The sequence below is a fragment of the Arcobacter sp. CECT 8989 genome (genome assembly GCF_004116715.1).
GTDB lineage: Bacteria > Campylobacterota > Campylobacteria > Campylobacterales > Arcobacteraceae > Halarcobacter.
In genome coordinates this window covers 66863-90443 of record NZ_PDKE01000002.1, presented here as the reverse complement: position 1 = coordinate 90443, position 23581 = coordinate 66863, and the positions used below count along the sequence as shown (strand labels likewise).

The window sequence follows — 23581 nt, the reverse complement described above, 5'->3', positions numbered from 1 at the left end:
AACATCTAAAAGTTAATAAAAGATTACACAGAACAATTAGATGAACCGCTTTGAGAATAGACCTCTTTTAAACCACAAGTTTTACAAGTGTACTCAATATCATTTAGTCCAGAGCAACCATGATTTTTTAATACTCTTGCAGAAATAACATCTACTTTAAACGTACTTCGTGTTCTATCATCATAAAAAGTTTTAGCTTTGTCTCCACATGAAGGACAAATGCCTTTATTTAGTTTATCAACTCGTGAGTGTTTATTTTTAACATAAAGTAGAATAGAAAAGATTACTATTAAAAAAGTTAATAGTAAGAAGATTAGAGTTTGCATGAAGTAGAGATTACTCTACTTCAGCATCGATAACATCGTCATCGTCTTTTTTAGCTTTTTGGTTTGGTTGTGCACCAGCACCTGCTTGGTCACCACCTTCTTTTTTATACATAGCTTCTGCTAACTTGTGAGAAACTTCAGTTAAAGCTTTTACTTTTTCTTCAATTTGCTCTTTAGTAGCATTTTCATCTTTTAAAGTTTCCTCTAAAGCTGCAGCTGCGTCTACGATTTTAGTTTTTTCTTCTTCAGAAACTGCATCTTCATTCTCTTCTAATGTTTTCTTAGTTGAGTGTAATAAAGCGTCTGCTTGGTTTCTTACTTCGATTACTTCTTTTCTTTTTTCATCAGCTTCTTTATTTGCTTCTGCTTCATTTACCATTTTTTCGATTTCTTCATCAGATAATCCAGACGAACCAGAAATAGTAATCTTATTCTCTTTTCCAGTACCTTTATCTTTAGCGGATACATTTAAAACACCATTTGCATCAATGTCAAATGTTACTTCAATTTGAGGAACACCTCTTGGAGCTGCTGGAATGTCAGATAATTCAAACATACCTAAAGATTTGTTATCTTTTGCAAATTCTCTTTCACCTTGACCAACGTGAATTGATACAGCTGGTTGATTGTCTTCTGCTGTAGAGAATACTTGTGATTTTTTAACAGGAATTGTAGTTCCTTTTTCAATCAGTTTAGTCATAACTCCACCAAGAGTTTCAATTCCAAGTGATAATGGAGTAACGTCTAATAATAATACATCTTTAACATCACCTCTTAATACACCAGCTTGAACAGCAGCACCAGCAGCAACTACTTCATCAGGGTTAACACCTTTATTTAAATCTTTTCCAAAGTAATCTTTAACTACTTGGTTAGCTTTTGGTAATCTTGTTGAACCACCAACCATGATTACTTCTTCGATTTCATCTTTATCTAATCCAGCATCTCTCATAGCAACTTTGATGTGCTCTAAAGTTTCAGAGATTAAATGCTCAGTCATAGACTCAAATTTAGCTCTTGTTAATGATTTAACTAAGTGAACTGGTCCTGCGTTACCCATAGAGATAAATGGTAAGTTAATCTCTGTTGATTCAGCAGAAGATAACTCTTTCTTAGCATTTTCAGCAGCATCTTTTAATCTTTGTAATGCCATTTTGTCATTTTTAATATCAAAACCATTTTCAGCTTCGAACTCTTTTGCTAACCAATCAATAATTGCGTTATCAAAGTCATCTCCACCTAAGAATGCATTACCATCTGTTGAAAGTACTTCAAATGTTCCATCACCAATTTCAAGAACAGTAACGTCAAATGTACCACCACCTAAATCGTATACTAATACTTTCTCTTCACCTTTTTTATCAAGTCCATATGCTAATGAAGCAGCTGTTGGCTCATTGATAATTCTTAATACGTTAAGACCAGCAATAGTACCAGCTTCTTGAGTTGCTTTTCTTTGTGCATCATTGAAGTATGCAGGAACTGTAATAACTGCGTCAGTTACAGGAGCACCTAAATACTCTTCAGCGTCTGCTTTTAATTTTCCTAAAATTTTTGCAGAAATTTCTTGAGGAGTATAAACTTTATCAGCAATTTCAACTGCTGCTGCACCGTTTCTATTAACGATTTTATATCCTACTTTTTCTTGTGCTTCTTTAGCATTTTCTTCGTCCATCATAAGACCCATAATTCTTTTTACAGAATAGATAGTCTTTTCCGGGTTTGTAATAGCTTGTCTTTTTGCTGGGTCACCAACTAATACTTCACCTTTATCAGTGAATGCAACAATTGATGGAGTTGTATTTTTTCCTTCTTTATTAGGAATAACTTTAGCTTCACCACCTTCATAAACTGCCATACAAGAGTTTGTTGTACCTAAGTCAATACCAATTACTTTACTCATATTAAATCCTTAATTTTATTTTATAAAATGAAGGAACCTAATCTTTTGATGTTCTTTAGCGCTTGAAATAAATTCAAGCTAAGAACCAATCTAAAGAGCAAACTGAAGTTTGCTTTGGTTTCCTTCAAAATTTTTTATCTTTTATCTAATTTATCTTTTAGTTTAGAGACATTACGGTCATTACCTAAATTAGTCAGATTTTAGACTAGTTATAGGCAGACAAGAAATTTTAAGGAGGAGCTTACTTCTGTAAGTGACTCTTTGAAATTTCGTAGTCGAACAACAAAATAGTCAAAATATGACTAATTTGCGATTGAAACCATTGATGCTCTTAGAAGTCTATCTTTAAACTTATAACCTTTTTGCATCACTTGAACAATTTCACCTGTTTTATGGTTTTCACTATCTACTTGCATCACTGCATCATGGAAGTTTGGATCAAACTCACCATCTGTTTCAATTATTGAAATATCATGCTTTTCAAATGCTGTATAGAAGTTTTTAATTGTTAACTCTACACCCTCTTTTAATTTTGCAAGTAATTCTTCTGCAGAAAGCTCATTTGCTGCTTCTTCTGCTGCTAATGCCATTTCTAAAGTATCAATTGGCATTAATAAATCTTTTGCAAACTTTTCAGATGCATAATCAATTGCTTGATATTTCTCTTTTTCTAATCTTTTCTTAATATTTTCAAAATCTGCGTGAACTCTAAAATATTTATCTTCTGATTCTTTTAATTTTGCTTCTAGTTCAGCAATTTTTTCTTCTGCTGTTAACTCTTTTGTTTCACAAGACTCTTCATTGTTTTCACAAGCTTGTTCTTCAACAGTTTGCTCAACTTCTTCTTGATTTATTTGTTCTTGGTTTATTTGTTCTTGGTTTAATTCTTCTTTATTTTCACTCAAAATATATCTCCTAACTCATATTTATTTTATTATAGAAATATTCGTAGTCCTTTGATAATTCACCAACTACTAGCATTTTTATATTTTTATTTTCAATTTTACAATTATGGCAAATAGCTATATAACCTTCTGGAATAATGTTTTCAAAATAAATTCCCTCTTCTAATGAATCAAGAATTCTTCCTTTTAAAAACCCATTAATGCTTTTTTCATCATAGTTGTATTTCAATGCTAAAGAAAAAAACTCTTTAGTATTATAAATATGAAAATTTTTGTTTTGTAAATGCTGACTTACTTTTTCATAGATTTCATAAGCACCAACTTGTTTTGAGATATTCACAATGTGAACTAACTCTAAACCTTGCATATCATTTAAAAATCTATAAAGCGCGTCAGAATATTTAACTGTAATTGCAAAAGAGCTAAACTCTAAAATCATATATCTATTTTCAACATTTAAAATGTCATTTAGAGTATCTGACTTTTGCTCTTGAACAAATACTGCAACTCCAAGCTCTTTAGAAAAATACTCTATAGCTTTTTCGTCTACAAAATCAAGTTTAAAATTTAATTTATTACTCCAATACTGTTTTAAAGCTTCAGTTGTAGGAGTTCTACCTGAACTCACATGCTCTTGAGCTAAAAAGCCTTCTTCTCCTAACTTTTTAAAGTACCCTCTAATAGTTGCAGGAGAGTAAGCAATATCATACATTGATTTTAGTTGTGTAGAACCAATAGGTTCTAAGTGTTCAATATATGCTTTGATTATGGAATGTAATAAATACTCTTTTTTATCAATCATAATTTACTCACTTTTAGCACTTGAATTCTCAAACTGCTAAAAATATTATACTATATGAGTGAGTAAATGTCAAGTTCTTTTTAGCAAAAGATTCATAAAAGTGCTAATTTTTATACAAAGCCCTTTTTTTAGTGCTTTAGTTTGATATAATGAGAAAGTAACTATAATAAATAAAATATATTTAAAGAGTTTGAATGAAGAAATTAATTGCTATCTTTGCCCTTTTATCAGTGAAAGTATCACTATTTGCTGCTGCAGAATTTGTAACTATTGGAACAGGAAGTGTAACAGGAACATATTATCCAACAGGTGGTGCAATTTGTAGATTAGTAAATAAATATAAAAAAGAGACTAGAATTAGATGTTCTGTTGAATCAACTGGTGGTTCAGTTTACAATATCAATGCAATCAGTATGGGTGATTTAGATTTTGGTATTGCTCAATCAGATGCTGTTTATCATGCAATCAATGGCAAAAAGAGTTTTAAAAAGAATCCTATGAAAAAACTAAGATCAGTGATGTCTATTTATCCTGAGCTTCTTTCTTTAGTTGTAAAAACTGATTCAAATATAGACTCTATCTATGATATAAAAGATAAAAGAATTAATATAGGAAATTTAGGAAGTGGAAATGAAACCACTGTTTCTTATTTATTAAATCATTTAAATATCAAAAAATCTGACTTAGGATATGTGGGAAAGTTAAAAGTAGGAGAAGCTCCTGACGCACTAAGAGAAGACAAAATTGATGGCTATTTTTATATGGTAGGTCATCCAACTGCAAATATCAAAGATGCATCAAGCTCTTCTAATATAAAGCTTGTTCCTATATCTGGAAAAGAGATTGATAAATTTATTGAAAAGAATCCTTTTTATGTAAAAGGTGAAATTCCAGCTGCAATATATAATGGAGTTCCTTCAGCAACTCCTACTTTTGGTTCAAAGGCAGTTTTAATAACAAGCTCTGATGTAAGTAATAAAGCTGTTTATACTTTAGTTAAAGCAATATTAGAAAACTTTGAAAAGTTTAAGAATCTTCATCCTGTATATAAATATATAACAAAAGAGTCTTTACTTGAAGGCCTAAGTGCTCCATTACATGACGGAGCAGTTAAGTATTATAAAGAGAATAACTTTATTAAATAAGTTATTCTTCTATTTTTTTAGTTGTTTTTCGATTATGTATCCATAACCTTTATGAGAGATAATAAAGTCATCTTCTTTAACTTTATCTTTTAATCTTTTCATTACTGTTCTAAAAGCAGAGTCATTTGTATTTATATCATTCCAAACATCTTGCTTGAACTTCTCAACAGGAACTACTTCACCTAGATTATCAATTAAAACTTTTAAGATATCTAACTCTTTTTTAGAAAGTTTTACTATTGACTCTTGATTATATAGTTTATCTGTTTTTATATCATATGTATATCTTCTATTTAAAGTAATTAGTGTTTCTTGAACATCAGTAACTGCATTATCTGCTAAAACTTCTTCTTTCGCTTTTTTTAGCATTTCCATCATATTATCAATATTTAATGGTTTTACAAAATATCCTAGAACTCTTAGGTTGATTAACTTTAGTAAGTCATCTTCATTTTTGTGTGCACTTACTATAATAAATCTTTGGTTTGGAACTAACTCTCTGATATCATCAATCATAGAGATTCCATCTTTATTAGGCATTTTTAAATCAGTTAAAACTAAATCAAAAGTTCTATCTTCATCAAAGTCTTTTTTGAAAACTTTACTTGCTTCTTGTCCATCACAGGCAACAACAACCTCATCAAAAATAGTATTAAGATAAAAAGATAAGGTTTTTCTTGCTACATCTTCATCTTCTACTAATAACACTCTTGTTTTATAATCTTTCATTACTCTTCCCACCGCAATTAATTATTTTATTATATCCTTAAAGTGGTAAAATAATAGTAAATACTACTCCACCTTCAATATTTTTAGCAGTAATGCTACCATTCATATTCTTTTCAATAATTGTCTTTGCCATATATAGACCTATCCCCGTTCCTTGGTCTTCAAACTTAGTAGTAAAATATGGTTCAAACATTCTCTCCATAATCTCTTCTTGAACTTCACCGCAGTTATTTTCTAATAAAATCTTTACATTATTTTTTTCTTTTATTATTTCAATTTTTGTTTTTGCTAAAAATTTTTCTTCACTATTTTTTATCTCTGCTGCATCATTTGCATTATTTAGAATATTTAAAATAACTTGTTGGAACTCATTTTTATAACTTATAATATCTATACTTTCACCTAAAACTTCAACTTTCATATCTGTTTTTTCTAGTTGAGTTTCAACTATCTTTACACAAGAGTTTATTGACTCTTTTATATTAAAACTAGCCTTATCTTTTGTTGGTTGATAGAAGTTTCTAAAGTCATCAATTGTTTGAGACATATAATCAATTTGTAGTTTTGTATCTGATGTAATGTCTTCAATATCTTCTTTTTTTAGATTTTCAAAGTTATCTCTAATAAAGTGAGTTAATAAATTAATATTATTTAAAGGCTGTCTCCACTGATGAGCAATATTTCCAAGCATCTCACCCATGGCTGCTAATTTACTTTGATGAACTAATAACCTATCCTTTTCTATATTTTTAGCTAACTCTTCTTCAACTTTAGATTTTAGCTCTTCTTCTGTTAACTTCATTTGTGTAATATCAGTGATATATCCATAAAGGTGAGTTACATTTCCAAAGTCATCTTTTAAGAAGATAGTTCTATTAAATACCCATCGTATAGTTCCATCTTTCTCAATCACCCTAAAGACTTTGGTAAAAGATTTTGAATCTTTTTTTATAGCCTCTTTTAACTCTACTTTTAACTCTTTTGCATCATCTTTATGAACAAAATTTAAGAAGCTATCTTTTTTATTTTCAAAGCCTTTTGTTGAATATCCAAAGGAACTAATTGATTTAGATACATATTCAGGAGTTAAGAAATCATCATTTTTCCATTTAAAGATTACAATTCTTCCATACTCAACTAATAAATCAACATATTGAAGCTCTTTAGAAAGTCTTTTTCTTCTTTCTATATCCATTGACATCATAAGCATACGTTTTGGGTTCTTCTCTTTATCCCTAAAGGCTTTACCTCTAACTAGTACCCATTTATATTCATTCCACTTGTTTTTGATTCTATACTCACTAATAAAATGCTCTGTTTTACCATCTAAATGAGTTTTTAATCTATTTTCAACAATTGGTCTATCTTCTTGATGAATTATGTTTAGCCACTCTTGTAAACTTTTTATTTCACCTTTCTTATAACCAAACATCTCAAGCCATTTTTTAGAGAAGAAGATATTATCAGTCTCTAAATCAATATCCCAAAGACCATCATTTGATGCAATAATAGCAAGCTCATATCTATCTTTCCATTTTTTATACATCTTATTTCTAGTCTCTAATCTTTTATTGTATCTGTGGAAAATAGAGTTAATAAACTTTGTAAATACAGTTGATGCTAAAATTAAAAAAAGTGATATTAAAATAACAATGGCAATTGAGACAGATAGTTTAGAATTGTATTTATAATCTAAGTTTGATAGTTTACTTGGAAGAGTATAACTTTTAATAGAAACTAAAAAATTATATTTTGTAAAATTATATGTTTTGTGGCTTTTATTTACTTCATTGTCAGTTATATATTTTCTTAAAATCTGACTTGAACTATCAAATCTATCTTGCTCTAAAATATACTTAGCATTTAATTTTTGTCCCTTATTATAGTAGTTATATACATAACCTTGATTATAATCATAAAACCAAAAGTAGCTATCTGAATAGTATTTACTTTTTTGAACTATTGAGTTAATAATAACTTTTCTAATAGAGTCTTCCATATCATCTATTTTTGAAAAAGCTCCAAGATACCAGTTTTTATTTTCTATATCTTTAAAATAACTAAGTCTAATCTTATGGTTAGTTTTATCAATCCAATAAATTAGATTATCATCTCCAATATAAAGGATATTTTCTAACATATGTTTTTGGAATCTTGTTATCTCAATCTTAGAATCAGTAATAACTTGCAGATAGTTAATTACATCTTCTCCATAGATAATATTTAATTTCTTTTTATCAAAAATTACAAACTCAAAGTTACTGTTTTTTTCAAGGTCTTGAATAAAACTTTTAATATCATTTAATCCAGCTTGATTTTTTGAATACTTTAGAAACCCACTTAAAGAAGTAACCGCATCATTTAGAGCAACTTCTTCTCCATCAAAAGAGGAGTTTGCTTTAAATTTTATGTCATTTATATACTGATTTAAAATATTTCTTTTTTCAAATTGTTCTTTTTGAGTTAGTAGTTTCTCTTCATTTTTTTGTTTTACTTCTAAAACAGAAACAATAACTACCATTGAGATAATAGCTGTAACAAATACAAAAATTAAAGGAGTATATACAAGGTGTTTTTTTATATCACTAAGGGTATAAAACTTCCTTTTAGTAAGCATTAGTAGTATACCTTAGCTAAATAGAGTCCATATGGACTAGCAGGAGTTTTAAACTTGTGTTGTTTTTTATCAAGTTGTTTTTTTAAATCTTCAAGGGTGAGTTTCCCATCAGATATTTTAAGAAGTATGCCAACCATAAGTCTAATTTGAGACCTTAAATAAGAGTTTGCACAAAAATTAAAAACATAAATATCTTTATATTTATAAAACTTTGTAGAAAATACTTCTCTTACTGTATTATCCTTATCACTTCCCTTTTTATGAAAGTATTCAAAGTCATGAACTCCTTCAAAAAGTTTGATAGCCTCTTTTATTTTTCCTTCATCAATATTTTTATGGTAAGAGATATAATCAGCACTAAAAACTGTAGGTTTTTTTGTTGTAACTAAATATCTGTAAACTCTTTTTTTAGCATGAAACCTTGAGTGAAACTCTTCACTTGTTTGATGAATAGACTTTATAGAAATAGAAGAAGGAAGCTGATGATTAAGTACTTTTTTTAGCTTTTTTAAATCAAACCAAAAAGATGGAATATTACAATTAAAAACTTGTCCTGTAGCATGAACATCTTTATCAGTTCTACCACTAAGAACAATTTTTGTTTCTATATTTATTTGCTTAAAAGCTTTTAGTAGTGCATCTTCTACACTTAATCCATTTGGTTGAGTTTGACTTCCTTGAAACTTTGTTCCATCATAGGATATTACAAATTTCGCATTCATTTTAATATTGTTGTTTTACTGTTCTTGTATATACTAAATACGTACCTATAATCCAAATTATTGGTAATATAAATAGTGAATTTAATAAAAATTTATCTGTTAAAAGTTCTAAAAGAATATAAAAAACTACAACAGAAACCATTGCATAAGATACAGCTTTATTCTTATCATACCTTGGATTAAAATACCCAAAAGCAACAACTAAAAATAGTGACATTAAAGGGAAAAGAGAAGTTAGAATATAAAAAGAGAACTTATCTTCTTGCTCATTTGCATTAAGTTCTTTAACCCAGAAATTATAACTATCAGTAAAAAAACTTTGATTGTTTTTTGAAACTGAATCATTAATATCAAGCCTTTTATAATCAATTTGATTTAACTCTTCTTGATCAATTAAAAATGATTTTCCATTATAAAGTTTAAAACTAAGTTCACCCTCTTCATTTACAAGCTTCGCACTTTTTGAAATAATAAATTGGTCTTTATTATTTTCAGTTTTAAATAGTTTTACTTCTTTATATGTTTTATCATTTTTTTCATCAATATAAATTAACCAGTTACCAAATTTCTGCCCAAACTCTGAAGCTTTGATATTAAAGTTTGCTTCTTTTTGTTTTTGGTCTAGAAATCTTTCATTTAAAAACTTCGCTTTAGGAATAAGACCAACAGAAACAAATATTAAAGAAATAGATAGAATTAATGTTATTGGTAAAAATATTCTTAAAATTCTCAATGGATTTAGTCCAAAAGAAGTAATAACAATAAGTTCATACTCACTAGATAGTTTTCCTAGAGTAATAACTAAAGAAACAAAAAATGATATAGGAAGAGTATAAAAAATAATCGTTGGAATAACATACATGTATAATCTAAGTAGTTCTAAGACATTCATTGTAATTACTGATGTTAAAGCAGCAATTTTCACTAAGAAAATAATTGATGTAATAAAATAAAGACCTAAAAAAATAGGTAAAAAAGTATGTGCAAATTGATTAAGTAAATAGTGTTTTAATTTCAAAAAATAACCTTTGTAATCTCAAAAAAGTATTCAAATAAAAAGCCTAATGATAAAAATGGTATAAATGGTATTTCTAACTCTTTATTTTTGTACCTATAATATAAACTTGCTATTATAGCAAAAATTGAAGCAAAAAATATAGCAACAAAGGAACCTAAAGTTCCAAGAATAATTGCAAAACTAGCAATCACAGGAATATCTCCTTCTCCTAACGCCTCTTGTATTTTTAGTGAATCATCTTTAAAAAGTCTTGCTTTTATATTTTGAATATAAAAAGTCACTAAAAAATTTAATAAAACAAAAGCTCCACTTAAAATACATGCAGCTTTTAAAGCATCAATGAAACTTCCCTCTTTTATAAAAAAAGAAAAAATAAATAAGATAATTAATAAGTAATCAGGAACTGCTTTGTATTTAAAATCTATAAAAGATAAAACAATTAATGTATAAAAAAAGATAGCAGCGAAAAATAGCTCCAAAGTAAAATCAAATTTTATAAAAAGAGCAAAAGTTATTAATGCAGTTAAAACTTCTACCGTAAAATACTGAAAAGATATTTTTTTATTACAACATGAGCTTTTTGCTTTTAGCATTAAAAAAGATATTATAGGAATATTATTATACCAAGCAATTTTTTCATTACAGTTTGGGCAAGTACTTCTTGTAAGTAAGGATTGTCCTTGTGGTAACCTTAATATAAGAACATTTAAAAAAGAGCCAAATATAGCTCCAATTATAAAACTAAATAGCTCCAAATCTTCGTTCTCTATTTACAAAATCACTTACCATATCATCTAATTCTGACGTTGAAAACTCTGGCCAATATGTATTTGTAAAAAATAGTTCAGCATAGGCATTTTGCCAAAGAAGGTAGTTAGATAATCTAATTTCACCACTTGTACGAATTAGCATATCTACATCTGGAATATTAGCTGTATCAAGGCAAGATTCAAAATTCTCTTTTGTAACTTCTAATTGCTTTTCATTTAACTTCTTTATTGCTCTTAAGATTTCATCTTGAGAACCATAATTTAGGGCTAAAACTTGAGTAAGATTTTTTCCATTTGCCGTTTTTTCTTCTGTTTGCTTAATAATCTTTTGTAAAGATTTTGAAAACTTTGATAAGTCTCCAATTGCTTTAAATCTAATAGAATTTTCTAAATAAACTTGAAGTTCACTTTTTAAATACTTCTCTAAAAGCTTCATTAAAAATTCAACTTCAAGTTTTGGTCTAGCCCAATTTTCAGTGGAAAAAGCATAAAGAGTTAAATACTTTACTCCAAGTTCTGAACAATGCTTAGTTATTCTTCTAACTGTTTTTGCACCTTCTTCATGTCCAGCTGTTCTTTTTAAGCCTTTTTCTTCTGCCCATCTACCATTACCATCCATTATCATAGCAATATGTACAGGATTTTGTTTTTTTGATTTACTCATTGGCAAACTTTTGGGCTAACTTTTCTATTATATCAAATGAGATTTCATCTTTTTGACCTTCATAAGAGAAGCTTTCATTCTCAAATATAAGCTCTATTGCATTATCACTTGTTCCAAAAGAGTTCTTATCTTTTAAAATATTTAGGCAAACAGCATCAAGGTTTTTCTTTTCAAGCATTTTTATTGCATTTTCATTTGCTACAACTTCATCCATTTCTGCTTTAAAACCAATTGAAATTAAAGCTTTTTTATCTAAAGAGTTTAAGATATCAATATTTTGTTTTAGCTTCAAATTCCAAGCTTGTCCTACCATCTCTTTTTTTAGTTTACCCTCAAAGTCTTCACTTGGTACATAATCACTTACTGCTGCAACCATAAAAAGATATGGTTTTTTAGCTTTTTTATTATCTTTTTTTGCTTTTTTTATTAAGATTTCTAAATCTTCATACATTTGATATGAGCTTTGAACTGCAAGAGTATTAATCTCTGTATTAAGATTTTGTAAGTTTTCATGACCTCTTGTAGTAACTAGATTTACATCTGCACCCTTTAAATATAAAGCAAGGGCTAATGAAGAAGCCATCTTTCCAGATGAATAGTTTGAGATATACCTTACATCATCAATCTTTTCAACAGTTCCACCACCACTTAAAATAACAGATCTACTTTGCCAATACTTTTCTTTTAAAAGTTCTCTTGCTGTTTTATAAAAAATAGTCTCAGGCTCTGCTAAAGCTCCATTTCCCACATCTTTACAAGCTAACTCTTTTACTTGTGAGTTTATAAGCTCAAAGCCAAATTTTCTTAGCTTTTTTATACTTTTTACTGTAATTTGATTTTCAATCATATTTGTATTTGCTGCTGGGGCTATAACTTTTTTGCCCTTATATGCTAGAACAGTTTGTGTTAATAGATTATCAGCGATTCCATTTGCTAATTTATTTATTGTATTTGCACTACAAGGAGCTACTACTAAAATATCAGCCCACTTTCCAATATCAATATGATTATAGTCTTGATTTTTCTCCCATGACTCAGAAGATTCATCTAAAACTTTGTTTTGAGAGATTGCTTCAAAAGATAGTTTTGTTACAAATCTTTGAGAAGCTTCAGTCATAAGAACTTTTACATTTGCACCACTTTTTATATAAAGTCTTACTAACTCTAAAGCTTTATATACAGCAATAGAACCTGTAATACAAAGTAAAATGTTTTTATTTTTTAAAAGCATGGCTCTACTTTTCTGTCTTTTCTTGATTAAAATGTTTATAAAAATAACTTTCTACAACTCTTTTTTTAGCTCTAGTTGTATAAAGTTGTCCTTTTTTTAAATCACTTGTTACAGTACTTCCAGCACCAATAAGAACATCATCTTCTACAGTTATTGGAGCTACAAATTGTGTATCACTTCCTACAAATACATTTTTACCAATAATTGTTTTATACTTATTGATGCCATCATAATTACAAGTAATTGTTCCACAACCTATATTTGTACCCTCATCAATTTCACAATCACCAAGATATGCTAAGTGTCCTGCTTTTACACCATTTAATTTTGCTTTTTTTGTCTCTACAAAATTTCCAATATGAGTTGAATCAAGTTCACTTCCTGGTCTAATTCTTGCCATTGGTCCAGCATCAGAATCTACTAAAATAGAGTCTTCAATTACTGTATTTGTTTTAATATGAGAATTTACAATTTTAGAGTTTCCAAGAAGAGTAACTCCATTTTCCAAGATAGATTCACCTTCAATTTGAACACCCTCTTCTATATAAATAGTATCAGGCAATCTCATAATCACACCTTGGGCCATAAAAGCTTTTTTTATTCTATTTTGGTGAATTACTTCTGCATCAGCTAATTCAACTTTAGAGTTAACCCCTTTAAAGTTCTCTTCGCTTACTACAATTGGTTTTAAAACTTTTCCTTGAGAGATTGCCATTTCTATTAAATCAGTAATATAGTACTCTTTTTGAGCATTATCATTTGAAAGTTTTGGTAGATTTTCTAATAAAAACTTTGTATCAAATTGGTAAATTCCCGCATTTGCTGTTGTAATTTTAAGTTCAGCTTCATTTGCATCTTTTTGTTCAACTATTTTTTGAACACTATCATTTTCAATTACAACTCTACCATATCCATTTGCATCTTCTAACTCAAGTACTGACATAACAATAGTTGCATCTATATCAAATTTTTCTAATTCGCTAGCTTGAATTAAAGGCATATCTCCATTTAAAACTAGTGTTTGTTCATACTTAGGAGTTATATTCATAACTGCTCCACCAGTACCTGGATAGTTTTCATGGTCTTGAATTACAAAATTAATATTTGTAAAATACTTTTCCATCTCTTCTTGTACTCTTTGTGCTTGGTGGTAAAGTACAACTGTCACATCATCACTAATTGTTAAAGCCTCTTTTATCGAATAATATAACATAGGTTTACCAGAGATTTTATGTAAAACCTTTGGTGTTGTTGATTTCATTCTAGTTCCAGCTCCAGCTGCTAAAATTATAATTGATTTATTTGACATTTATTATTATCCCTCTAATGCGTCGTTAATTTCTTTTTTTAGATTATCTACAACTTCTTGTAAAGCTCTTTTCATCTTTTCATCAGTTAAATTTGCATTGATTAATTTATCTAAATTTGCTTCTCTTTCTTTAAAGAACTTAGCTACTGATTTACTCTTTTTTCTATGGTTATACATTAAAATACCAGAGGCAATCAATACTACAACTAATCTTGTGTGTCCTAAAATTGCAGCATAATTAAGAATTGTAAAACCTGCATAATCTGCTGCATTTATATCAGCTCCCGCAGAAATCAATAGTCTTGCAATTTTATAATTACCTTTCCATTGCGTATGATGAAGTGCTGTTCTTCCTTGCTTATCTCTAATATCAAGATTTGTTTTTTTACTTAATAGTTTTTCTACTACTTCAATATCATCAGCCATTACTGCTTTATGGAAAATAGTTCTTCCATCTTTATCAACAGTATTTATTTCTACTCTAAACTTAAGTAAAAAAACAAGTCTTTCTAAAAATAGCTCTTTTTCTCTTTGTCTTGTGATTTTAAGACCATTGTCAATCATATATGATAAAGGTGTTGCCCCATCATAATCTTCAACATTTAAATCAGCTCCTGCATTAACTATTAGTTTAATAAGTTCTAAGTTATTTTCATTTACTAATTCAAAAATAAGTGTTCTACCATTTGCTTTTGGTTGATTTATTTTTGGTTTAAATAAAAGCATTTTCTTTAGTAAAACAAAATAGTCTTCTGTTTCTTTTAATTCTAAAAATCTTTTTAAAGTAGGCTTTTTATTACTTTGAGTGATTAAAATTGCTTCACATAAATCATCAATAATAGTTCTTTCTGAATAATCTCTATGATCAATATCTACTCCATTTTCTATTAAATGATCAATCATATTCATATTTGAAGGACCTTTTAAAACAGCATCAAAAAGAACAGTTCTTCCTTCATTATCTTGAGCATTAATATCAGCTCCTGAAGCTAAAAGGAAATCTATAGTATCATAATTTTCTCTTTCAACCTCTTTGTATAAAACAGTTTTTCCTTCTGAATCTGTTCTATTAATAGCAAGTCCATTATCAATTAAAAACCCTGTTAGTTTTAAATAGTTTCTATCAGCAGATACAAATCTATATTTACCTTCAACTTTGATATCATCAAGTTTTGAGATTGCAAGTATTTTTAAAATTTCATCTAAAAGAGTTTTATCAGCATGGTCTTTAATATTAAGTTTTACACCAGCTTCAAGTAAAGCTTCAATTGTAGAAATAGCTTGAGAACCTAAAACTATTGCATTAAATAAAGCATTTTGTCTTTTTTTATCTAAAACATTTACATCTATTTCGTTTGAGATTAAGTATTTTGTGATTTTATCATTATCTTTTAATACAGAGTGAAAAAGTACTGTTTGTCCGTTATTATCTGTAATATTTATATCATCTATATTATTTACAACTTCTTTTATAATCTCTAGGTTTCCACCTTCAACCGCATCAAAAAGAACAGTTCTTCCATAATGGTCAGTTAAAGAAAGATCCGGTTCGTGAGCCATCAAAATTTTAAATACTTTATCATTCTCTTCTAAGGCAGCATCTTGTAGTACAGTTCTTCCTGATGAATTTATATGGTTTACAGAAGATCCATTATCAAGAAGGAATCTAATCATCATTCCATCCATCTTATCAGCAGCTTCACTTAATACTGTTTTTCCATAATTATCTTCAGCATTAATATCTATACCATTTTTGATTAATATTTTTATTGATTCAATTCTTCTTTTTGCAGCTAATTCAAATAATAAAGTTCTACCTTTCGCATCTTTTTTATTGATATCTACGCCACTATTTATTAAAGATTGTACTTTCTTTTCATCAATATAGTTCTTAAGAAGCTCCTTATGGAGTGCTTCTGTATTGTCACCTTTGAACATACCTAACATATAAGTTTCCTCAAGTTTTGCCTTTTACCTAAAGGATTTATTTTACCAAAAAATTTATTAATTATCTTCTTCTTTCTCTTCGTGAATTTCTACGTGGTTTTTTTTGATTATCTCTTCGTGGATTGAAGAACTTTTTCTTATCATCCCTTCTTTCTACTTTTAGGTTACTTTTTAATGATTTTTCAATAAATGAATTAAAAGAGTTTCTTAAAATTAAAGCTTTTTCGTAGTCAACAAAAATATTTGGGAACTTATAAGAAAGCCAAAGGTATAAAGATATCTTTTTTACTTCATCTTCTACAAGTAGTAAATCTTTTTGAGTTATTGCTTTCTTAGGTAATGTAATAGAAGGTTTGTACCTACAAATTTTGTTTTTAATAACTGCTGCGATATAAGCTTCATAGGCTTGTAGAATAATATTTGACTTAGTTGTAATAGGAGCTTGTGCTAATAAATACTTCTCTTCCAAATCTAATTTTTCTCTTTTATCTACAATAGTTGAAGCCTCAATCAAAGATGAAATATTTGAAGCTATAAAAGGACCATCAAATTTCATATTTGTTTTAAAAAACTTTAAAATTTTAACCAATGATTTTGTTTTTATATGATTACTTAATTCTAGTAATTGTTCCGTTGAAATTTTAACTTTATAAGGAGGTTTAATTGTTGCAACTGGTTGCTCAAACTCTTCTTTGATATAAGACAAAACATCTCTTCTAGTAGCCCCTAAAAAACCTGCATCAAAAAGTTTATATCTTCCTGCACGACCTGCTATTTGAACTATCTCATTTACAGATATTTTTCTTCTACTTACTCCATCAAACTTTGTATCAGTAGTAAAAAGTATATTTTTAATTGGAAGATTTAATCCCATCGCAATTGCATCTGTTGCAATTAAAATATCACTTTTTCTTTCTCTAAATCTTCTTGCTTCATCCCGTCTAACTTCTGGTGATAAATTTCCATAGATAACAGAAACTCTGTATTTCTTTTGTAATTTTTGTTTTAGTTTTAAAACATCCATTCTTGAAAATGCAATAAGAGCAGTTGCAGGTTCTAGGTTATCTAAAGAAGTGTGCCTTTCCATAACTTGTAGTGGAGTTTTTCTTTTGTGCTTTACAATTTCAAGCTCTTCTCCTAAATAAGAAGCTATTTTTTTAACAGCATCTAAAGCATTTACAGATCCTGTCATAATAACAGTTTTTGCTGGACATCCAATGATTGCATTTACCCAAGCCCAACCTCTATCTATATCATCTAACATCTGAACTTCATCGATAATTGCTACATCTACGTCAAGATTAAAATCAAGCATCTCAATAGTTGAACAAACATGAGCTGCATCTTCGTTTATTTGTTGTTCTTCACCTGTTATAAGTGAGTTTTCAATTCCTGCTTCTTTTAGCTCTTCGTGGCCTTCTAGGGCAAGTAGCCTTAAAGGAGCTAAATAAAGACCTGAATTAGCTTCTTTTAACTCTTTCATTGCATTATATGTTTTCCCTGAATTTGTTGGTCCTACAAAAAACTTTAGTTTTCTATTCATAGATCTTGCAAGGGGAAAAAGCTGTTTTAAATCACACTTTAAAAGTGTTTGTAATTGTTGTTGGAAAGTTTCTTTCATGGGCGTATTATAGTAAATAGAATATAATATCAGATTAAAAAAATAAAATAGTATAAATTAAATTTAAAAATAGGTAGAACAACAAATGAATTGTGAATATTTTGGAAAATGTGGAAGCTGTACGCTTTATGATAAAAACTATGAAGAACAACTAGAGTATAAAGTTCAAAGAGAAAAACAAAAGTTTTCACAATTTGATATTCCAAATATAGATATTATAAAAAGTGAAGAACAAAACTTCCGTACAAGAGCAGAGTTTAGAATCTGGAAAAACTTTGATAATGAAAATAATCCAACTATTTCATATGCAATGAATGACTTTAATAAAAATGCTTTAGAAATAGAATCTTGTCAAATTGTTTCAAAAGACATTGCCTGTTTAATGCCTAAACTTTTAGAAAAAATACAAAATGATGAAGAACTAAAATTCAAACTTTTTGCCTGTGAATTTTTAAACTCAACTACAAATGATATGCTTGTAACTTTAATCTATCATAGAAAACTTGAAGAGAATTGGATAGAGAAAGCTAAGAGCATAGAAAAAGAGTTTGGAATTAAAATCATTGGAAGAAGTAGAAAACAAAAAGAGATTTTAAGTAAAGACTTTATAGAAGAGACTTTAGAAATAGAAGAAAAAAAGTTTCGCTTCCAATATAAAGAAGGTGGCTTTACTCAACCAAATACAAAAGTAAATATTAAAATGATTGAGTGGGTTTTAGGGCAAATTGAAAAAAGTGATAAAGACCTTTGTGAACTATACTGTGGCGGTGGAAACTTCACAATTCCTTTAAGTCAAAAGTTTAATAAAGTACTTGCAACAGAGATTTCAAAAACCTCTATAAAATCTGCTCTTACAAACTGTTCTTTAAACAGTATCTCAAATATTGACTTCATAAGAATGAGTGCTGAAGAGTTTGTTGAAGCCTTAGAAGAAAAAAGAGAGTTTAATAGACTTAAAGATATTGATTTAAAATCATATAATTTTGAAACAATATTTGTTGATCCTCCAAGAGCAGGTCTTGATGATACAACGAGAGCTTTAAGTAAAGAGTTTGATACTATTATTTATATTTCATGTAATCCTGAAACACTACACCGTGACTTGGAAGAGTTAACAAAAACACATAAAATAATTAATTTCGCACTTTTTGACCAGTTTTCATACACAGAACACATTGAAAGTGGTGTTATCTTAAAGAGGCTTTAAAATGCCAAAGGATAAAATTTAATATGGAAAATAATTCAATACCAAAAGATATTATAAAAATTCAAAAAAAACTTTGTTGTTATGAAAAAGGTTCTAGAAACTATATCAAATATACAAAGATACTTAATAAGCATCTAAAAAAGCATGCTATGAAAAAAAGAGTTCTTAGTAATATCAAAACTATAGAAGCGATTAAAAAAATTGAGAAAAAATCAAAGTCTTAACATTTTTTAATCTAATTTTAAGAATTGGTATGTGATAATTTTACCATAAGTTATATAGGGATCAATGGATTCCAAAGGACTCAATCCTATGCTTGTTTATCCAAGAATGTACATAAGGCTGTAAAATACTTATTTTACAATGTGTCATAATTAAAAGGATTTATTATGAGAATTAATACTAACGTATCATCTATTACTGCACAAGAATCTGCAGTTAATACTGGTAAAAACATCAAAAATTCATTAGAAAAATTATCTTCAGGTCTTAGAATCAACAAAGCTTCAGATGATGCATCTGGTCTTGCAATTGCTGATAAATTAAGAACTCAAGCTACTTCTATTAATCAAGGTGTTGCAAATGGTAATTCAGCAGTTACTTTACTTCAAATTGCTGATAAATCAATGGCAGAGCAATCAAATATTCTTGATACTGTAAAATCTAAACTAATTCAAGCTAATACTGATACTACATCAGCTGATGGTAGAGAATCAATTAGAAAAGATATTGTTAAGTTACTTGAGCAATTAGATAACATTGCTGAGCAAACTAACTATAATGGTAATGTACTTTTACAAAAAAGTGCAGAAGATACTGGAGTTTCAAGTGAACTTTCTTTCCAAATTGGAGAGTCTAAAAGAGATATCATTTCAAATACAGCAGTACAATCTAATACTGATGGTTTAGGTTCTCAAATTACATATGAAAATGGTTCAGAACTTGCTCAAGGTGAAACAGCTACACTTACTTCTTCAAGTGCAATTACTTTAAAAGGTACTGATTCAGCTGATGCAAATAGTATTGAAAATGTAACTCTATCTGGAGATGTTGATTCATTAACATTAACTGCAGGTATGACTATTTCTGGAGCAAATGCTGATACTAAAGCAGTTTTAGATGCTGCAGTTACTGCTGGTAACTTAACTGAAGCATCAGGAACATATACAGTAACTGATGCAGGTAGAAATCAATCTTTAGATTTATCAAGTGTAGATGATGTATCAGCTACAGTTGAAATTTCAACATCAGGGAATGGTGGTACTACATTTGATATTACTTCAGGGCAAATAATTGATACTAATACTACAGCAGGTGTTACAAACGGTAGTGATTTAGATACAGCATTAAAAGATGCAAGTAAATTTACAGAAACATCTACTGGTTCTGGAATCTATGTTGCAAATACATCAATCTCAGATTTAGCTATTGATACAGGAGATTCTGTAAAAATTACTGAAACACCTAAAGATGTTGCTGGTGGTACAGGACTTGCTTTTGAAGCTGGTGACACAATTGAAGCTGTAAATGTTACTACAGGTAGTATGCTAGACAATGCATTAAATAATAGTGCTATGTTTAACGATAATGGTGATGGTACATACTCAGTTAAAGCTGACTTTACTGCAGGTAACCTTATTTTAATGGATGATGAATCAATTAAGATAACAGAAGGTACTACTCCAAACTTTACTACTACAAACTTAACTTCTGGAGACTTCACTATTTCTAATGGAACAATAGGAGGTGTAAGTGTAATTGCATCAACTGGAGCACCAGAAGAAGTAGTTGCAGCAGGTAGTGGTAGTGATGTTTTTGCTGGCCCAGATTCAGTTTTAACATTTGATGTTGCTGCAAATGCAACAGGTGTATTCAATGTTGCAAAAGATGATATTATCACATTTAGTGATGCTGATGCAGCTGACGGAGCTACAGCAAATGAACTGTCAAGAGATATTCTAGAGAGTGGTAAATTCTTATACTTAGGTGGAGACAAATACCAAGCTACAGAAAGTGTTGATTTACACCTTACTGGAGGAGATTCATTAACAGTAGAAAAAAGATTTGGTTCAGGTACTGAAACTACTGTTACAGGAAATGGAAGTACTACAGAAACAGGAGCAGGAAGTGCTGATGCAGATATTACTTTCACTACTGGTGGAAAAGTTGATGTAACAAATAATGATACTACTGCTGGTAATAAACTTTCTATAGAAGGAACTGGAATTACTAATGGAGAACTTCAATTAAGTGCACTTGCTGACTTAAAAGAAGGTGAATTAACAAAACAATTAGCTGATGATTTCCAAAAAGTAGTTGATGATGCAATTACTGACCTGAATGGATATAGAGGGGACATCGGTTCGACTCAAAACCAAGTTGAATCTGCCGTTAGAAACTTAATGACACAAGCTACAAATGTAAAAGCTGCTGAGTCTATTATTAGAGATGTTGATTATGCACAAGAATCTGCAAACTTCAACAAACAAAATATTATCTCGCAAGCTGGTTCATATGCAATGAGTCAAGCTAACGCAACTCAACAAAATGTTCTTAGATTACTTCAATAATAAGTAATCAGTAAAGTAGTGATTTAAATCACTACTTTACTTTCTAAACATTAATGTAAAGGAACAAGAAACCCTTGTTCCTTTTTTATTTTTTAAGTAGTTCTTCTAGTTGAGTAGAGTATAAATCTATTATTTTAATAACTTTTTCAACAAATAGCTTGTTCAGTTTTTTGATATGAGCTTTCGGATTATTTAAACCTTTCATATTCAATAAATAGATTATATAAGGTAATGTATATCGATTATAATCAAAAAGAATTTTTATTAAATCCTTACATTCATATTTAGTTAAAGATAATGTAATATTATATTGATTAATTGATTGATGATATTTAACAACTGAAGAATGTTTTTGATTAGAAAGAAGTTGAGTTAAATCTTCTTTTAATACTTTGCAGCTTTCAAGCTCTTTTGCTAATATATCTGTATCATAAGAATCAAGACTACTCGAAGAGTGACTTTTCAGAAAGTCTTTTAAATATTGAGAAATAAAAGATTTATTAATATCCACCAATGATTTAACATCTACATCTTTTCCATTTATGGGTGTAGTATTTTCAAAATAAGCTCCATCTGATAAGTTATATACAGGAATATGATTATCTTTATTAAATGTTTTTGTCAAACCATTAAAGGCTTTAATTGAAATATTAAATACTGGCATTGTTTCGACTATCTCTCTAAAGTTGCCCTTTACTTTTATTACATTTTTTCTAAAAGAAAACTTTTCTAAACTAGCCTCTTTATCTGCTTCAAATTGTCCAGAGTCAAAATAACCTTCTGAGTGAGACTTCCCTGTATCTTGATCAAATGCAAAATCTAAACCAATCAAATAAATTTCTTTGGGATTAAAAATCAAAGCTAAAGCATAAGTCATTTCTCCGATTGAGGGAGAAGACAAGAAACTATATCCTTTTTTTATTTCTGACATTGCTTGAAAGAAATATACATTATCTTTAGGTAGTAAAGAAACTAATTCTTCGTTTACATGAGAACCAAAAAGAAGAATTTTATTATCAAAATATTTTTTATCTTTTATTTCATTATAAGTATTAATAAAAACATCTCTTGCTTCATCATAGTTAGTAATGATGTCAGGAGCAATTCCTTCCTTTTCAAGCATAGGACACATTGAGAATAATGCCATAATAATAAACTTACCTTGATTTTCTCTTATAAAGTTTAAATTCTTATGCAAAGAAGGACCCGCTGCTAATATAAGTACAGGTTTATCTTCTAATGATGATTTTTGATAATTTTCCTTAACATCAAAAAACTTGTAATTTTGTTTTAAATACGTTATTGTTCTCATAAAACTCTTAAGCTTTCTATCATAGGTAAATAACATATGAGGCTGTGAAGTTAATGCAACTTGTATACTCTCTAAATAGACATTACAATTATTTGAAAATAAAAAGAATTTTAGATAATGATTATACATATAAGCTTGTCTAAAAAAACTTGCAAATTTCTCATAAAATATTTTTTTATTCTCAGCAATAGAAAATATTAACCTACAATTATCATTTAACTTAAAATATTCTGTTACAAATAATGATAATCTAAAGGTTTCTAAAGAAGGTTCAACTATATATAATAACTTTGGTTTTAGCTTATTAGCTATTAAAGGTATATGTAATCCCAATCCTACACCAAATATCATATAACAATAAATATCTTTACAAAATCTATCTTTAGGACTGTTCTCATCTACATAATTTATTATTGAAGAGTTATATAATAATGGAGAAGATAAAGGAGAATATAGTTTTGATTTTTCCACAATATCTTGACTAAAAGAATACTCCATAAATGACTTAAAACTACTTATCGTTAAGTCATTATTAGTATTCTTGATAATTCTTTTAGAATATTCAATTGAATTTTCATTATAAAAATATTCACTATTATTTACATCCAAAATATCAAAATATTTATTATCTTTATACTCTAATTCTAAATTACTCTTTATTTCTTCTAGATTTAAAGCTAAATCAAATAACTTAATCTGTTCATATAACTCAGGATTATGAGTTTTAAAAAAGTCCATATTTGTATTATATGTTTTAATCGCTTTATTTTGTACTTCTTGCAT

19 protein-coding genes are annotated in these 23581 nt (G+C 28.6%); 4 read left to right on the top strand and 15 right to left on the bottom strand.

Annotated elements, in window-relative coordinates; genetic code table 11:
• Positions 1-23 precede the first annotated feature (23 nt).
• The 4 genes from CRV02_RS02615 to CRV02_RS02600 all read right to left on the bottom strand — a co-directional run bounded on the left by CRV02_RS02615 (position 24) and on the right by CRV02_RS02600 (position 3936).
• Positions 24-326 carry a hypothetical protein gene (locus CRV02_RS02615; RefSeq protein WP_129084319.1) on the bottom strand — a complete coding sequence of 101 codons (303 nt, stop codon included), beginning with the start codon at positions 324-326 and terminating at the stop codon, positions 24-26.
• A 10-nt stretch (positions 327-336) separates the two neighbouring features.
• Entirely contained in the window at positions 337-2229 is a 1893-nt protein-coding gene (dnaK, locus tag CRV02_RS02610; RefSeq protein ID WP_129089044.1) for a molecular chaperone DnaK, read from the bottom strand.
• 302 nt (positions 2230-2531) lie between these two features.
• Positions 2532-3134 (bottom strand): nucleotide exchange factor GrpE, encoded by a 603-nt coding sequence (gene grpE / locus CRV02_RS02605; RefSeq protein ID WP_129089043.1) that lies wholly within the window; start codon positions 3132-3134, stop codon positions 2532-2534.
• 10 nt (positions 3135-3144) lie between these two features.
• Positions 3145-3936 carry a heat-shock protein gene (locus CRV02_RS02600; RefSeq protein WP_129084316.1) on the bottom strand — a complete coding sequence of 264 codons (792 nt, stop codon included), beginning with the start codon at positions 3934-3936 and terminating at the stop codon, positions 3145-3147.
• 194 nt (positions 3937-4130) lie between these two features.
• Between CRV02_RS02600 and CRV02_RS02595 the strand changes: the two genes are divergently transcribed.
• Positions 4131-5081 carry a TAXI family TRAP transporter solute-binding subunit gene (locus tag CRV02_RS02595; protein ID WP_129089042.1) on the top strand — a complete coding sequence of 317 codons (951 nt, stop codon included), beginning with the start codon at positions 4131-4133 and terminating at the stop codon, positions 5079-5081.
• 9 nt (positions 5082-5090) lie between these two features.
• Here CRV02_RS02595 and CRV02_RS02590 read toward each other — a convergent pair whose 3' ends face one another.
• From CRV02_RS02590 to CRV02_RS02545, 10 genes are all read right to left on the bottom strand, one after another.
• Positions 5091-5810 carry a response regulator transcription factor gene (locus tag CRV02_RS02590; RefSeq protein ID WP_129084314.1) on the bottom strand — a complete coding sequence of 240 codons (720 nt, stop codon included), beginning with the start codon at positions 5808-5810 and terminating at the stop codon, positions 5091-5093.
• Between the two features lie 37 nt (positions 5811-5847).
• Positions 5848-8427 carry a PAS domain-containing sensor histidine kinase gene (locus CRV02_RS02585; RefSeq protein ID WP_129089041.1) on the bottom strand — a complete coding sequence of 860 codons (2580 nt, stop codon included), beginning with the start codon at positions 8425-8427 and terminating at the stop codon, positions 5848-5850.
• A complete protein-coding gene (gene truA, locus CRV02_RS02580) occupies positions 8427-9149 on the bottom strand; it encodes a tRNA pseudouridine(38-40) synthase TruA (RefSeq protein ID WP_129089040.1) in 723 nt (240 codons plus the stop codon). The genes CRV02_RS02585 and truA overlap by 1 nt, the downstream gene beginning before the upstream one ends.
• Before the next feature lies 1 nt (position 9150).
• The gene (locus CRV02_RS02575; protein WP_129089039.1) at positions 9151-10167 is read right to left on the bottom strand and encodes an LptF/LptG family permease; all 1017 of its coding nucleotides are present in this window, start codon (positions 10165-10167) and stop codon (positions 9151-9153) included.
• Positions 10164-10922, bottom strand: coding sequence for an A24 family peptidase (locus CRV02_RS02570; protein ID WP_129089038.1), 759 nt, complete (start codon positions 10920-10922; stop codon positions 10164-10166). The genes CRV02_RS02575 and CRV02_RS02570 overlap by 4 nt, the downstream gene beginning before the upstream one ends.
• Positions 10909-11601 carry a di-trans,poly-cis-decaprenylcistransferase gene (locus CRV02_RS02565; protein ID WP_129089037.1) on the bottom strand — a complete coding sequence of 231 codons (693 nt, stop codon included), beginning with the start codon at positions 11599-11601 and terminating at the stop codon, positions 10909-10911. Before CRV02_RS02565 ends, CRV02_RS02570 begins: the two co-directional genes overlap by 14 nt.
• The gene (gene coaBC / locus CRV02_RS02560; protein WP_129089036.1) at positions 11594-12832 is read right to left on the bottom strand and encodes a bifunctional phosphopantothenoylcysteine decarboxylase/phosphopantothenate--cysteine ligase CoaBC; all 1239 of its coding nucleotides are present in this window, start codon (positions 12830-12832) and stop codon (positions 11594-11596) included. Before coaBC ends, CRV02_RS02565 begins: the two co-directional genes overlap by 8 nt.
• Positions 12833-12836: 4 nt before the next feature.
• Entirely contained in the window at positions 12837-14141 is a 1305-nt protein-coding gene (glmU, locus tag CRV02_RS02555) for a bifunctional UDP-N-acetylglucosamine diphosphorylase/glucosamine-1-phosphate N-acetyltransferase GlmU (RefSeq protein WP_129089035.1), read from the bottom strand.
• Positions 14142-14147: 6 nt separating this feature from the next.
• Positions 14148-16088 carry an ankyrin repeat domain-containing protein gene (locus tag CRV02_RS02550; RefSeq protein ID WP_258239213.1) on the bottom strand — a complete coding sequence of 647 codons (1941 nt, stop codon included), beginning with the start codon at positions 16086-16088 and terminating at the stop codon, positions 14148-14150.
• A 61-nt stretch (positions 16089-16149) separates the two neighbouring features.
• Positions 16150-17709 carry a helicase-related protein gene (locus CRV02_RS02545; RefSeq protein ID WP_129089034.1) on the bottom strand — a complete coding sequence of 520 codons (1560 nt, stop codon included), beginning with the start codon at positions 17707-17709 and terminating at the stop codon, positions 16150-16152.
• 85 nt (positions 17710-17794) lie between these two features.
• Here CRV02_RS02545 and trmA point away from each other — a divergent pair, with 85 nt between their 5' ends.
• From trmA to CRV02_RS15010, 3 genes are all read left to right on the top strand, one after another.
• A complete protein-coding gene (gene trmA / locus CRV02_RS02540) occupies positions 17795-18916 on the top strand; it encodes a tRNA (uridine(54)-C5)-methyltransferase TrmA (RefSeq protein WP_129089033.1) in 1122 nt (373 codons plus the stop codon).
• A 23-nt stretch (positions 18917-18939) separates the two neighbouring features.
• Positions 18940-19140, top strand: a complete 201-nt coding sequence (locus CRV02_RS02535) for a hypothetical protein (RefSeq protein ID WP_129089032.1) — start codon at positions 18940-18942, stop codon at positions 19138-19140.
• 165 nt (positions 19141-19305) lie between these two features.
• On the top strand, positions 19306-21486 hold the full coding sequence (locus CRV02_RS15010; RefSeq protein WP_258239212.1) for a flagellin: 2181 nt from the start codon (positions 19306-19308) through the stop codon (positions 21484-21486).
• An 85-nt stretch (positions 21487-21571) separates the two neighbouring features.
• Here the strand turns inward: CRV02_RS15010 and CRV02_RS02520 are convergent, their stop codons facing one another.
• A complete protein-coding gene (locus tag CRV02_RS02520; RefSeq protein WP_129089031.1) occupies positions 21572-23581 on the bottom strand; it encodes a 6-hydroxymethylpterin diphosphokinase MptE-like protein in 2010 nt (669 codons plus the stop codon).